At 71.2% G+C, this 13,159-nt stretch carries 11 protein-coding genes and 2 tRNA genes; 11 read left to right on the top strand and 2 right to left on the bottom strand.

Annotated elements, in window-relative coordinates; translation table 11 throughout:
- Window positions 1-77: 77 nt before the first annotated feature.
- The 6 genes from HC362_RS22390 to HC362_RS22415 all read left to right on the top strand — a co-directional run bounded on the left by HC362_RS22390 (window position 78) and on the right by HC362_RS22415 (window position 4,087).
- Window positions 78-248, top strand: coding sequence for a hypothetical protein (locus tag HC362_RS22390; protein WP_209263181.1), 171 nt, complete (start codon window positions 78-80; stop codon window positions 246-248).
- A gap of 35 nt (window positions 249-283) precedes the next feature.
- Window positions 284-919, top strand: a complete 636-nt coding sequence (gene nadD / locus HC362_RS22395) for a nicotinate-nucleotide adenylyltransferase (RefSeq protein WP_243085783.1) — start codon at window positions 284-286, stop codon at window positions 917-919.
- Entirely contained in the window at window positions 916-2,706 is a 1,791-nt protein-coding gene (locus tag HC362_RS22400) for an LCP family protein (protein WP_243085784.1), read from the top strand. The genes nadD and HC362_RS22400 overlap by 4 nt, the downstream gene beginning before the upstream one ends.
- Window positions 2,707-2,769: 63 nt before the next feature.
- Window positions 2,770-3,234, top strand: a complete 465-nt coding sequence (rsfS, locus tag HC362_RS22405; RefSeq protein WP_243085785.1) for a ribosome silencing factor — start codon at window positions 2,770-2,772, stop codon at window positions 3,232-3,234.
- Window positions 3,235-3,248: 14 nt separating this feature from the next.
- Entirely contained in the window at window positions 3,249-3,884 is a 636-nt protein-coding gene (locus HC362_RS22410; protein WP_243085786.1) for a histidine phosphatase family protein, read from the top strand.
- Window positions 3,885-4,014: 130 nt separating this feature from the next.
- A tRNA-Ala gene (locus HC362_RS22415) sits at window positions 4,015-4,087 on the top strand.
- A 54-nt stretch (window positions 4,088-4,141) separates the two neighbouring features.
- Here the strand turns inward: HC362_RS22415 and HC362_RS22420 are convergent.
- Entirely contained in the window at window positions 4,142-5,164 is a 1,023-nt protein-coding gene (locus HC362_RS22420) for a helix-turn-helix transcriptional regulator (RefSeq protein ID WP_243085787.1), read from the bottom strand.
- Between the two features lie 201 nt (window positions 5,165-5,365).
- Here HC362_RS22420 and HC362_RS22425 point away from each other — a divergent pair, with 201 nt between their 5' ends.
- Both HC362_RS22425 and HC362_RS22430 read left to right on the top strand, forming a co-directional pair.
- On the top strand, window positions 5,366-6,844 hold the full coding sequence (locus HC362_RS22425) for an MFS transporter (protein ID WP_243088759.1): 1,479 nt from the start codon (window positions 5,366-5,368) through the stop codon (window positions 6,842-6,844).
- A gap of 287 nt (window positions 6,845-7,131) precedes the next feature.
- Entirely contained in the window at window positions 7,132-7,365 is a 234-nt protein-coding gene (locus HC362_RS22430) for a hypothetical protein (RefSeq protein ID WP_019358162.1), read from the top strand.
- A gap of 48 nt (window positions 7,366-7,413) precedes the next feature.
- Here the strand turns inward: HC362_RS22430 and HC362_RS22435 are convergent, their stop codons facing one another.
- Entirely contained in the window at window positions 7,414-8,682 is a 1,269-nt protein-coding gene (locus HC362_RS22435) for a glycosyltransferase 87 family protein (RefSeq protein WP_243088760.1), read from the bottom strand.
- A 227-nt stretch (window positions 8,683-8,909) separates the two neighbouring features.
- Here HC362_RS22435 and HC362_RS22440 point away from each other — a divergent pair.
- From HC362_RS22440 to HC362_RS22450, 3 genes are all read left to right on the top strand, one after another.
- Window positions 8,910-8,982 (top strand) — tRNA-Ala (locus tag HC362_RS22440).
- Window positions 8,983-9,320: 338 nt separating this feature from the next.
- On the top strand, window positions 9,321-12,194 hold the full coding sequence (gene leuS, locus HC362_RS22445) for a leucine--tRNA ligase (RefSeq protein WP_243085788.1): 2,874 nt from the start codon (window positions 9,321-9,323) through the stop codon (window positions 12,192-12,194).
- Between the two features lie 150 nt (window positions 12,195-12,344).
- Window positions 12,345-13,148, top strand: a complete 804-nt coding sequence (locus HC362_RS22450; RefSeq protein ID WP_243085789.1) for a hypothetical protein — start codon at window positions 12,345-12,347, stop codon at window positions 13,146-13,148.
- Window positions 13,149-13,159: the final 11 nt, after the last annotated feature.

Genomic DNA, 13,159 nt, shown 5'->3' on the forward strand with positions numbered 1-13,159 from the left:
CCGCGCCGCACCCGTGTGCGGCGCCGGGACGGGTGCACGCCAACTGTCCGCGCCTTCAGGGATAGGTACCGCCGACGATGACTCTGCCCAGCACCGCACACGACGCCCTGCTGACCCTCGCCTCGGGGGGCGAGCACGGTGAAGGCGGTCAGCACGAGAGCCTGAGCCCGTACCTGACCGGTGGCGGCGCGCTCCTCGCGCTCTTCCTGCTGCTGTGGATCACCACCCGGTTCAACCGGGATCGCTGACCCGGCAGGGATCGCTGAGCGTAAAGTCGTCCCGTATGGGAGAGGACATAGTGCCCGGGACCGGTAAGCGGCGGCTCGGCGTGATGGGTGGGACCTTCGACCCCATCCACCATGGTCACCTGGTGGCCGCGAGCGAGGTGGCGGCGCGTTTCCACCTCGACGAGGTGGTGTTCGTGCCGGCCGGGCAGCCGTGGCAGAAGAGCCACAAACAGGTCTCGCCCGCCGAGGACCGCTATTTGATGACGGTCATCGCGACGGCGTCGAACCCCCAGTTCTCGGTCAGCCGGATCGACATCGACCGCGGCGGCAAGACGTACACCATCGACACCCTGCGCGAGCTCGCCGAGGCCAATCCGGACACGGATCTGTTCTTCATCACCGGCGCCGACGCGCTCTCGCAGATCCTCAGCTGGCGCAACACCGAAGAACTGTTCTCGCTGGCTCACTTCATCGGTGTCACCCGTCCGGGCCACGCGCTGGCCGACCCGGGGCTGCCGCAGGGCGGCGTCTCCCTGGTGGAGGTCCCCGCGCTGGCCATCTCCTCCACGGACTGCCGCGCCCGGGTGGAACGCGGCGATCCGGTCTGGTACCTGGTCCCTGACGGCGTCGTGCGGTACATCAACAAGCGCGCGCTGTACCGGGACGGCACGGAGGGGGACTCGCGAGCGTGAGCGACGGCTACGGATACGACCCGTACGGCCCGCAGCCCGAGATCATCGGCTACGACGAGTACGGTCGGCCCGTATACCGCCGGCCGGAGGCCCCGCAGGAGGGCACGTACGCCGGTCAGGACGCGTACCCGTCCTACGACCCCTACGCCCAGCCCCCCGTCCAGCAGCAGCCCGGGTACGACCCCTACGCGGGCTACCAGGAGCAGCAGGGCGCCCACCCCGGCGCGTACGACCCTTACGCGCAGCAGCAGGCCGCACAGCAGCAGTCCGCGCAGCAGACCGACTGGGCGCCCGGAATGCCCACGCAGGGCGGACCGCCGCAGCAGGAGCAGTACGGCCCGCAGCAGGACCAGTACGGCCGACAGCAGTACGGGACGGCAGCGCAGCAGACCGGACCCGCAGCGCAGCAGCCGTACAGCGAGCGGTCTTACGGCGAGCAGTCGTACAACGAGCAGCCGTACGGGGACCCGGCGGCCGAGGCGCCGTCCGGACCAGCCGCAGCCGCCCCCGGTCCCGCGAAGCCGTCCTCCGGCGCTGAGGACGACTACCGCACCGAGCAGTTCTCGTTCGTCGAGGAGAGCACCGACGAGACCGAGGACGTCATCGACTGGCTCAAGTTCACCGAGAGCCGCACCGAGCGCCGCGAGGAGGCCAGGCGCAAGGGCCGCAACCGCGTCGTCGCACTCGTGGTCGTCCTCGCCCTGCTGCTGGCGGGCGGCGTGGGCTACCTCTGGTACGCGGGGATGCTGCCCGGTACCGGCGACGACGGCGGCAAGGGCGGCGCGGCGGCCGGTGAGCAGCGGGACGTGATCGTGGTGCACCTGCGCAAGCGGGGCGAGGCCGGCTCGACGGCGCTGCTCGTGGACAACGAGGGCGCGGGCCAGGGCTCCACCGTGCTGCTGCCGAACTCGCTGGCCGTCTCCACGGAGGACGGGAAGACGACCACGCTGGGCAGGTCCGTGGAGGACCAGGGCGCGGGGCCGACCCGCGACTCCCTGAACACCCTGCTCGGCTCCGGCATCAAGGGAACCTGGCGGCTGGACGCCCCGTTCCTGGAGAACCTGGTGGAGCTGGTCGGCGGGATCTCCGTGGACGCCGACACCACCGTGCCGGGCGCCAAGCGCGGCGAAGGGCCGCAGGTCGAGCAGGGCAGCGCGCGGGATCTGGACGGGCGTGCCGCCGTCGCCTACTCCACCTACCGCGCCCCTGGCGAGCCGCAGACCAAGCAGCTGGCCCGGTTCGGGCAGGTCATGCAGGCGGTCCTCAAGAAGCTCTCCACCGACGCGGGGGCGGCCACCAAGACCGTCGAGTCCCTCGGGCAGGTCCCCGATCCCTCGCTGTCGGAGTCCCAGCTGGGCGCCTCGCTGGCGAAACTGGCGACCCATGCCAAGAAGGGCGACTACCGCACCCGGACGCTGCCCGTGCGCGCCGATGGCACGCTCAGCCCGCAGGTCAGCGAACAGATCGTGAAGAAGATCCTCGGCGGCAGCGTCAAGAACTCCGACCCCGACGCGGCGCCCCGGGTGAGCCTGAAGAACGCCACCGGCAAGCGGGGCCTGTACAACGCCGCCTCCGTCGCGCTGGTCAACGGCGGCTACACCGTCGTCAAGGGCGGCACAGGAGCCGCCCGCACCAGGTCGCTGGTGACCTACGCCGAGGCCGCGCAGAAGGCGAAGGCCGAGGAGATCGCCAAGACGCTGGAGCTGCCCGGCAGCGCTGTGCGCAAGGCCAAGGGCGCCGCCAACGCGGACGTCACGGTGGTGCTGGGTGCCGACTACGAGGGCTGAAAATGCCGTGCGCGGCCGTGAGACCCTGGAAGACGAGATGTTTCCGACCCGAAAGCCTTGCCTGTGACCGCCACGGACCGTTCCCTCGAGCTGATCAACACCGCCGCCCAGGCGGCGGCCGACAAGCTCGCGCACGACATCGTCGCCTACGACGTCAGCGACGTGCTCGCCATCACCGACGCCTTCCTGCTCGCCTCGGCGCCCAATGACCGGCAGGTCAAGGGCATCGTCGACGAGATCGAGGAGCGCCTGAACAAGGAGCTGGGCGCCAAGCCCGCCCGCCGCGAGGGCGAGCGGGACGGCCGGTGGGTCCTCCTCGACTACGTCGACATCGTCGTCCACGTCCAGCACAGCGAGGAGCGGGTCTTCTACGCTCTGGAGCGGCTGTGGAAGGACTGCCCCCAGCTGGAGCTGCCCGAGGACGCCAAGGCGACCCACGGCAGGGCAGCCGAGCACGCGAGCACGGTGGCCGCGGGTGAGGAGCAGGTGCCGGGGACGGCGGACGAGCTGGACGGAGAGCTGCGCTGAACGGCACGGGGGCGGTGAGGAACCGCAAGATCGTTCTCTGGCGGCACGGCCAGACCGCGTGGAACCTCGAACGCCGCTTCCAGGGCTCGACGGACATCCCGCTCACCGAGGCCGGACTCGACCAGGCGCGGCGGGCAGCGCGGCTGCTGGCGGCCCTGCGCCCGGACGCCATCCTCGCCTCGGACCTGAAGCGCACCGCGGCCACCGCAGCCGAGCTGGCCGCCCTCACCGGGCTCGACGTCACCCACGACGAGGGTCTGCGCGAGACGTACGCGGGCGACTGGCAGGGCCTCACCCACGAGGAGATCGTCGCCCGGTACGGCGATCAGTACGCCGCCTGGAAGCGGGGCGAGCCGGTGCGCAGGGGCGGCGGCGAGCTGGAGACCGAGGTCGCGGAGCGGGCGGCCCCTGTGGTGGAGCGTGGCGCGGAGAAGCTGCCGGACGGCGGCACTCTCGTGGTCGTCAGTCACGGCGGCACCATCCGCACCACCATCGGACGGCTCATCGGACTGCCGTCGCACACCTGGGAGGCCCTGGGTGGACTGTCCAACTGCAGTTGGTCGGTCCTGGGCGAGACGGTGCGCGGCTGGCGGCTGCTGGAGCACAACGCGGGCAGCCTGCCCGAGCCCGTGCTCGGCGACGACGACTGAGACCGGCCGACGGCGGGCGGACGGAGAACGCCGAACGCCGCTGCGGCCGGCCGCGGGCGGGCGGATTTCTCATTCGGCCTGGCCACGCGCTAAGCTGCATCTCGTTCGCGGCGCTCCGGCGCCGGTCCTCGGGGCTATAGCTCAGTTGGTAGAGCGCTTGCATGGCATGCAAGAGGTCAGGAGTTCGATTCTCCTTAGCTCCACGCGGACCTCTCGAATCCCGCCCTCCCACGCGGAGGGCGGGATTTTTTGTGCGCTCACTCCGCCACGGGCTCCCCACCCAGCTCCCGCGCCTTGCGCCGGCTCGCGCGCAGCAGCCGCTCCTGTACGAGGGAGAGCGGCTGGGCGTGCTCCGGGCAGCCGATCAACGGGTCCTCCACCTTCCGCAGCCGTGCGAGCCGCTTCTCGGTCTCGTCGTCGTGCGGCACATAGGCCACGATCCGCGTCTCGGGGGCGCCGCTGATCTGCAGCGAGGTCGAGCTGAGCCGCAGCCGGCCCACCGAGGCGTGCTGCACCAGCTTGATCCGCGCACCGGGAGGGGCGACATCCCCGCTGCGCCACAGCCCGGCGAACTCGGCGCTCGCCTCGCACATGCGGCTGATGAACTCCTCCCAGGGCCGCTCGCCGACATGCCTGCCGTAGGTGCCGCGCAGCGTCGCCACCATCAGCGACAGCTCCGCCTCCCGGTTGAGCAGCGCGCAGCAGCACGGCGGCATCGCCACGAACTGCTGCCACAGCACATTGCGTTCCGGCTGGTCCACCAGATCCAGGACGGGGAAGAGCCGGCGGTAGCCGGAGTTGGCGGCCAGCACGTCGTACCGGCCGTTGTAGACCACGGCCGGCATCGGGTCCATCGCGTCCAGGACGCGGTGCACCTCAGGATCGACGGCCTCGGCGATCCGCTCGGGGGACGGCGGGTGGGGCACCTCCGCCAGGTGGTACAGATGCTCGCGCTCGGCCTCGTCGAGCCGCAGCGTACGCGCCACGGCGTCCAGGACCTGCGCGCTCGCGTTGATCGGGCGGCCCTGCTCCAGCCAGGTGTACCAGGTCACCCCCACCCCGGAGAGCTGGGCCACCTCCTCGCGGCGCAGCCCCGGGGTACGGCGGCGGGGCCCCGGAGGCATCCCGACGTCGGCGGGCGAGACCCGGGCGCGGCGGCTGCGCAGGAACGTGGCCAGTTCGGACCTGCGGCGCCGCCCGCCGGGACGTGTCGTTCCGGCGGCGCTGCGCGCCGCCCGCGGCTCCGCTGCTGTCTCGGCGATGACTGTCACATCCTCCATCGTCCGGCCGCCGCACACCGGCTGCCAGGTGCTGTCAGTACCAGGATCACCGGGCTCTCGGGATCTTTGGTCCGGCCCGGCCAGGCTCTGCGCATGACCTCTGCTCCTTCGTCTTCGGCTTCTCCGTCTCCCGTCCCGAATCCCGCCGCGGCTGCGTCTGTGGCCGTCACCGCCACCGGACGCCGTCCCTTCGCCGGTCGGATTCTCAGTGAAGAGCACGCCACTGACAGCGGCCGGGGTACCGTCCGCCGCGGCCCCCGCCCCGGCTGGCTGCTCGCCATCGTGCTCACCGGCCAGTTCATGGCGCTGCTGGACACCTTCATCGTCAACGTCGCAGCCCCGGACCTCCGCGCCGACCTGCACGCCTCCGGTGCGGGGCTGCAACTGGTGATCGCCGGCTACACCATCGCCTATGCCGTGCTGCTGATCACCGGGGCCCGGCTGGGCGCCCTGCTGGGCCACAGCAGGGTCTTCCTGGCCGGTCTTGCGCTGTTCACCGCAGCCTCGCTCGCCTGCGGCCTGGCCACCGGAACCGGCCAGCTCATCGCCTTCCGGCTGGCGCAGGGCACGGGCGGCGCGGCCATGCTGCCGCAGGTGCTCAGCCTCATCCAGCGCACCTTCACCGGGCAGGCGCGCGGGCGCGCGCTGGGCGCGTACGCCGCCGTGCTCGGCGTCGGCGCGGCGGCGGGCCAACTGCTGGGCGGGGTGCTGGTCAGCGCCGACCTGTTCGGCTGGGGCTGGCGCCCGGTCTTCCTGATCAACGTTCCGGTGGGCGTCGTGCTGCTCGCGCTGGGGCCCTGGCTGATGGGCGCGCGAGGGGAGGCCAGGGGCGGTGCCGACGAGCGCCGGGCACTGGATCTGCCGGGTCTGGCGCTGCTCGGTGCGGTGCTGCTGCTGTTCACCGTTCCGGTGGTGCTCGGCCGGGAGCGGGGCTGGCCGCTGTGGGCCTGGGCGGCTCTGGCGCTGTGCGCCGTGCTCGTACCGGTCTTCGGGCGCTACGAGGTGCTGCTGGCCCGGCGCGGCGCCAGGCCGCTGATCTCCCCGCTGGTGCTGCGGGCGCCGGGCGTGACGCTCGCCGTTGTCCGCATCTTCTGCATGATGGCCGTCAACTCCGGGTTCGTCCTGGTGGTGATGCTGCATCTGCAGACCGGCCTGCGTAAGAGCGCGCTGCTCGCCGGGTTCTCGATGGTGCCGACGGCGGTGCTGTTCGCGGTGGTCGGTACGAACTGGCGGCGGCTGCCGCAGTCCTGGCACCCCCGCCTGTCCTCGGCCGGGTTCCTGATCGCCGCGGCCTCCTTCGGCTGGCTGGGGGCTCTGCTGTCGGACGGTGGCGACGGCGGCGCCTGGCTGTACGTCTGTCAGGCCGCCAGCGGCATCGGGATGTCCCTCGCGTACAACCCGGTTCTCTCCCGCGCCCTGGCCAGTGTGCGACAGAGCGAAGCGGCCGACGCCAGCGGTCTGCTGGTGACCACCGCGCAACTCGGACTGCTGAGCGGGGTGGCGCTGTTCGGCGCCGTCTTCCTGGAGACCGCGGAGCGTACGGTGCCGTCGGCCGCCACCTCGGCACACGCGCTCGCCGTCACCTGCGCGGCATTGGTCACCGGATCGCTCATCGGCGCCGCGGCGGGACCCTTCAACGCGCTGGTGCGCCGGGTGAGGGGATTGCCGCACGATCGCTGACCGGCCCTTAGTCCAGAGGCCGGAACGTGGCAGAATCGTGACGGCTGGAAGGGGGAAGCCCAGGGGAAGGGGAGGGACGAGTGCGATGTCGGCGACGGTCCTCGGCGGGGACGGCCCCGGGTCCGCGCCCATGTGGCCCCCGCCCCGTGCGGAGCACCCCAGTCAGGCCCCGTGCAATCTGCAGTGCCCGTCCTGCGGTTCGGCGAACGTCGCCCAAGTGCTCGGCGACAATGGAGGAGTGTCCTACGTGTGCACGGCTTGCGGCCACATCTGGAGCTGACTGAGCGATGGGCGCCCACAGCAGGAAGTGCGACTGGTGCGGCAGCGGCACCCCGATCGTCCGTGACATGGAGCCGGTCAACAGTGCCTACCAGTACTGGTGTGAGGACTGCGCTCGGGCGCTGATCATAAAAGGCGACCCGATCGAGACCTACCGCGAGTTGGACGGGGAGCCGATCTACGGCCGCCTGCTGGAGGCCCACTGCACGCTGAAGCGTTTCTACTCCTTCGCGACAGCCTGAAGGTCCTTCACCACGGCCTGAAGACCGGTCACACCGTCGCCGTTTCCTTCACATTCGTCCCCCTGGCGCACTGCCGCACAGTGTGCGCAGCGCCACCACCGCCGTGACGGTCAAGAAGACGGCGCCCACCAGGGGATAGCAGGCCGACAGCACCATCTCGCTTCCGCTCTGGTGCAGTTCGGGAGGGTGCGCGGACCCCGCGTCCCGGGGCACCCACCACAGCGCGTACGAGCAGAACACCAGCCCGGCCAGCAGCGCCCCGGCCAGCCAGCGGAGGCTGCCGCGGCGCTGCGCCTCAGCGCCGAGCAGCAGCATCAGCGGCAGGCACCACACCCAGTGGTGCGACCAGGAGATCGGGCTGATCAGCAGCGTGGTGACCGCGCAGGCGACGACGGCCCAGGCCCTCGCGTGCGGCAGCCCGCGCCGTCCCGCGAGGGCTGCCGCCACAGCCGTGCCCAGGCCCAGAACGGCCACCAGGAAGGCGAGCGCCATCCACAGCCCGCCGGGCTCACCGGTGTGCAGCAGCCGGGCCGCGACGCCGCTCAGGGACTGGTTGTCGGTGATCTCCGTCCGCCCGACCCGGCCCGACTGGAAGACGGCGCCACCCCAGAAGCGCAAAGAGTCGTGCGGGAGCACCACGGCGGACAGCAGCGCGGTGCACAGAAAGGTCGCCGTGGCGACCGCCGCCTGCCGCAGCCACGGGTTCCACAGGCTCGCCGGCCGCCCGGTGTGCCGGAGCCGACGCCAGGCACGGGCCAGCCCGTACAGCGCGAGGAAGACGGCGAACATGGCGGGCGTCAGCTTGATCCCCGCCGCGACGCCGATGCCCACCCCTGCCCAGCGGTGCCCCGGGCGGCGCGTCAGGTCCCACAGCACCAGTACGGCGAGCAGCAGATTGATCTGGCCGTAGCGCAGCGTCGTCCACACCGGTTCGCACCACACCACGGCCGAGGCGATCGCCAGCGCCGCCGCCCAGCGCGGGACGCGCGCCGGGCGCCCCAGCAGCCGCAGCGACAGCTGGGTGAGCACGACCAGCAGGCCCAGGTTGACGAACGTCGCCGCTCCGCGCATGTCGGCCACGTCCAGCAGCGTCAGCGGGAGGAACAGCAGCGCGGCGAAGGGCGGGTAGGTGGCGGGCAGGCCGGCGTAGGTGGCACGCATCGAGTACAGGTCGTCACCGTTGCGCACCGCCCAGCCCTCGGCCCGGTAGACCATGAGGTCGATCATCGAGACGTTCGCCGTGCGCTGTGCGGCCCAGAAGGCGGCGAAGGACACCATGGACGCGGCTATCGCGAGGGTGACCGGCCGTCGCAGCAGATGTCTGGCGAATCCGACCTGTCCCAGGAGCGTCGGCGGCCATCTGGACTCTGCGACCTGGTGCGACGTGCTCACGGGCCGACAGTACCGACCCGCGCCGGGTGGGCGGCGGCGGGGAGTGACCGCCCGCCGGGGCGGCGCCCGGGAAAGCGATTTGCCACAACGCGGTGCACCCCGTGTAAGCTGGCGAAGCCGCCGCGGGGAAGCCCCCGGCGGACCAGAGATCTGGGGCTATAGCTCAGTTGGTAGAGCGCTTGCATGGCATGCAAGAGGTCAGGAGTTCGATTCTCCTTAGCTCCACGGAAGCGAGAGGCGAGGTGTGCCTGCGGAGAGCGCAGGCTGCCTCGCTTCCTTTGTTTTTGCGCGGCTTCGCCGCGCGGGTGGGGGCTTCGCCACCCGCACCCCCTTGGTGGTGCTCCCCCTCGTGAAGGGGCGGGGTTGCTCCCCCGTGAGGGGGTCGGGGTCGGTGCGGTACCCTGTGCGCTATGCGTGCCGTACGCCTTCTGCTTAGCGAGCCGCGCTGAATCACGCCGGTCCCTCTCCCGCGGACCGGAATCGGCGCGGCTCCCCCTCCTGTGCGAGGGGTTTTTTCGTTTCAGGAGCGCTGGGCAGAGACGACCGATGGAGCTTTGAGGACGATGAGCGAGACGACCACCGCCGCCGAGACCGCGGCCCCTTATCGCTACACGGCGGCGCTGGCCGCCGACATCGAGGCACGCTGGCAGGACTTCTGGGAGAAGCACGGCACCTACGAGGCGCCCAACCCCGGCGAGGGCCCGCTGGGCGGCGACCCGGAGCAGGCTGCCAAGCCCAAGAAGTTCATCATGGACATGTTCCCGTACCCCTCGGGTGCGGGTCTGCACGTCGGCCACCCGCTGGGCTACATCGCGACGGACGTCTACGCCCGCTACGCGCGGATGACCGGGCACAACGTGCTGCACACGCTGGGCTTCGACGCCTTCGGCCTGCCCGCCGAGCAGTACGCCGTCCAGACGGGCACACACCCGCGCGCCTCGACCGAGGCGAACATGGTGCAGATGAAGGCGCAGCTGCGCCGCCTGGGGCTGGGACACGACCAGCGCAGGTCGTTCGCGACGATCGACCCCTCGTACTACCGCTGGACCCAGTGGATCTTCCTGCAGATCTTCAACTCCTGGTACGACACCGAGGCCCGCAAGGCGCGCCCCATCGACGAACTGGTCGAGCAGTTCACCTCCGGCACCCGTGAGACCCCCGAGGGCTGGGGGCCGTGGAGCGAGCTGAGCGAGCGGGAGCGCGCCGACCTGCTGGGCGAGTACCGGCTGGCCTACGCCTCCGACGCACCGGTCAACTGGAGCCCCGGGCTGGGCACCGTACTGGCCAACGAGGAGGTCACGGCCGACGGCCGCTCCGAGCGCGGGAACTTCCCCGTCTTCAAGGCCAAGCTGCGGCAGTGGAACATGCGGATCACCGCCTACGCCGACCGTCTGCTGGAGGACCTGGAGGAGCTGGACTGGCCCGAGGCGATCAAGCTGCAGCAGCGCAACTGGATCGGCCGCAGCGAGGGCGCCCGCGTCGACTTCCCCATCGACGGCGAGCGCATCCCGGTCTTCACCACCCGCCAGGACACCCTGTTCGGTGCGACGTACATGGTGCTGGCCCCCGAGCACCCGCTGGTCGAGCAGTTCACCCCGGCCGCCTGGCCGGAGGGCACCCGCCAGGTGTGGACCGGCGGCTATGCGACGCCGACCGAGGCCGTTGCCGCGTACCGCGCCGAGGCCGCCTCGAAGTCGGACGTCGAGCGGCAGGCCGAGGCCAAGGACAAGACCGGCGTCTTCACCGGCGCGTACGCGACCAACCCGGTCAACGGCGAGCGGATCCCCGTCTTCATCGCCGACTACGTCCTGATGGGCTACGGCACCGGCGCGATCATGGCCGTCCCGGCGGGCGACCAGCGCGACTTCGAGTTCGCGCGCGCCTTCGAGCTGCCGATCCGCTGCATCGTCGAGCCGACCGACGGCCGGGGCACCGACACCTCGACGTGGGAGACCGCTTTCGGCTCGTACGACGCGAGGATCATCAACTCCGCCAACGACGAGATCTCCCTGGACGGTCTGACCGTCGCCGAGGCCAAGGCGCGCATCACCGAGTGGCTGGAGCGCGAGGGCATCGGCGAGGGCACGGTCAACTTCCGGCTGCGCGACTGGCTGTTCAGCAGGCAGCGCTACTGGGGCGAGCCCTTCCCGATCGTCTACGACGAGGACGGCATCGCCCACGCGCTGCCGGAGTCGATGCTGCCGCTGGAGCTGCCCGAGGTCGAGGACTACTCGCCGCGCACCTTCGACCCGGACGACGCCGACACCTCGCCGGAGACCCCGCTGTCCCGCAACGAGGAGTGGACCAACGTCACCCTGGACCTGGGCGACGGCAAGGGCCCGCGGCGCTTCCGCCGGGAGACCAACACCATGCCCAACTGGGCGGGCTCGTGCTGGTACGAACTGCGCTACCTGGACCCGGACAACGACGACAAGCTGGTCGACCCCGAGGTCGAGCGCTACTGGATGGGCCCGCGGGAGGGGCAGCCCAAGGGCGGCGTCGACCTGTACGTGGGCGGTGCCGAACACGCCGTGCTGCACCTGCTGTACGCGCGTTTCTGGTCGAAGGTGCTGCACGACCTGGGCCACATCTCCTCGGCCGAGCCGTTCCACAAGCTGTACAACCAGGGCATGATCCAGGCTTACGTCTACCGGGACGCACGCGGCATCGCCGTCCCCGCTGCCGAGGTGGAGGAGCGCGACGGCGCGTACTACTACCAGGGCGAGAAGGTCACCCGGCTGCTGGGCAAGATGGGCAAGTCCCTGAAGAACGCCGTCACACCGGACGAGATCTGCACCGAGTACGGCGCCGACACGCTGCGGCTGTACGAGATGGCCATGGGCCCGCTGGATGTCTCCCGGCCCTGGGACACCCGCGCTGTCGTCGGCCAGTTCCGGCTGCTGCAGCGGCTGTGGCGCAACGCCGTGGACGAGAAGACGGGCGAGCTGAAGGTCGTCGACAGCGAGCCGGACGAGGCCACGCTGCGCGCTGTGCACAAGGCGATCGACGGTGTCACCCAGGACATGGCCGGGCTGCGGTTCAACACCGCGATCGCCAAGATCACCGAACTGAACAACCACGTCACCAAGCTGACCGAGGTGCCACGCAGCGTGGTCGAGACCATGGTGCTGCTGGTCGCCCCGCTGGCTCCGCACATCGCGGAGGAGCTGTGGCGCAAGCTGGGCCACGAGGAGTCGGTCGTCCACGAGGACTTCCCCGTCGCCGACCCGGCCTACCTGGTGGACGAGACCGTCACCTGCGTCGTACAGGTCAAGGGCAAGGTCAAGGCCCGGCTGGAGGTGTCGCCCTCCGCCTCCGAGTCCGAGCTGGAGGCCCTGGCGCTGGCCGAGCCGGCGATCGTCAAGGCGCTGGGCGGAGCCGAGGTGCGCAAGGTGATCGTGCGGGCGCCCAAGCTGGTCAACATCGTTCCCGCGTAGGTCCTGCCGGTCCGTGCGCAGGTTCGTGCGGAAAACCGACCCCTACGGGACGTTACGGGGGCGGCTCCGGGTCGACTGGAACCCGGAGGCGCCCCCGCCCGTTTACGCTGAACGGAGACGGGTGACGGACGGACGACGAAGGAGCGATCTGTGGACGTGGGAGTCGTCATCGGCCTGATGTTCGTGCTGGCCGTCCTCATCTTCGGCACGATCGTCACGCTGCGGGTCGTCCGGGCCGTCAAACGCGGCGTGGAGCGCACCGGAGCGCAGGTGCGGCGCACGGCCGAGGAGACGCTGCTCAAGGCCCGCTCGGCGCAGCCCGGCCCGGTCGGCGAAGCCGCCCGCATCCGCCTGGAGTTGCGCTCCTCGATCGACGGCACCCGTGCCGCGCTGGAAGCGGGCGCGCGGAACGACCCCGGCCTCGCCGAAGCCGTCGATCTCCTCGACAAGCTGCACGAACACGCCCGCCACCTGGACGGCGAACTGCGGCTGCTGATGGAGCGCGAGCCGAACCACTCCCGGATCGCCGACCGACTGCCCGAGGCGCGGGAGCGGATGCGGCACATCAAGGAGTCGGCGGACTCGCTGCGCTTCGCGGCCCAGGACCGGGCACGGCAGTTCGACCTGGAGGGGCTGAAATCCCTCCGCGAGCACATCGACATCGAGTCCGGCGCTCTCCGGCACTGGACCCCGGGCCCCGACCCCGCGCGCGACAGGCCGTCGGCCGGCGCCCCGTCGGCCGACGGCGTGTCTTCCGGGGCCTCGGCCACTGAGGCCTCCCAGCCGGACGCCGTACCCGCCGAGGGGCAGCGCGAGGAGCCCGGGAAGCCCGAGCTGGAGCCGTCCGAGCAGGACGGTCTCCAGGCGTCCCTGGCCGATCTGACCGATCCCACCGCCGAGCGGAAGGGCCCGGTGACGGCGTTCGAGAAGCGCCGCCCGCGGAGCGCCTCCTGAACCGCTCGGTT

It is taken from the genome of Streptomyces sp. 891-h (assembly GCF_022760275.1).
In the GTDB taxonomy this organism is placed as follows: domain Bacteria; phylum Actinomycetota; class Actinomycetes; order Streptomycetales; family Streptomycetaceae; genus Streptomyces; species Streptomyces spirodelae.

Bases quoted from the DNA above. Each gene is read 5' to 3' on its own strand.
- HC362_RS22430 (WP_019358162.1), top strand. From the start codon at position 7,132: ATGGGCGCCCACAGCAGGAAGTGCGACTGGTGCGGCAGCGGCACCCCG.
- HC362_RS22390 (WP_209263181.1), top strand. From the start codon at position 78: ATGACTCTGCCCAGCACCGCACACGACGCCCTGCTGACCCTCGCCTCG.
- leuS (WP_243085788.1), top strand. From the start codon at position 9,321: ATGAGCGAGACGACCACCGCCGCCGAGACCGCGGCCCCTTATCGCTAC.
- HC362_RS22420 (WP_243085787.1), bottom strand. From the start codon at position 5,164: ATGGAGGATGTGACAGTCATCGCCGAGACAGCAGCGGAGCCGCGGGCG.
- nadD (WP_243085783.1), top strand. From the start codon at position 284: ATGGGAGAGGACATAGTGCCCGGGACCGGTAAGCGGCGGCTCGGCGTG.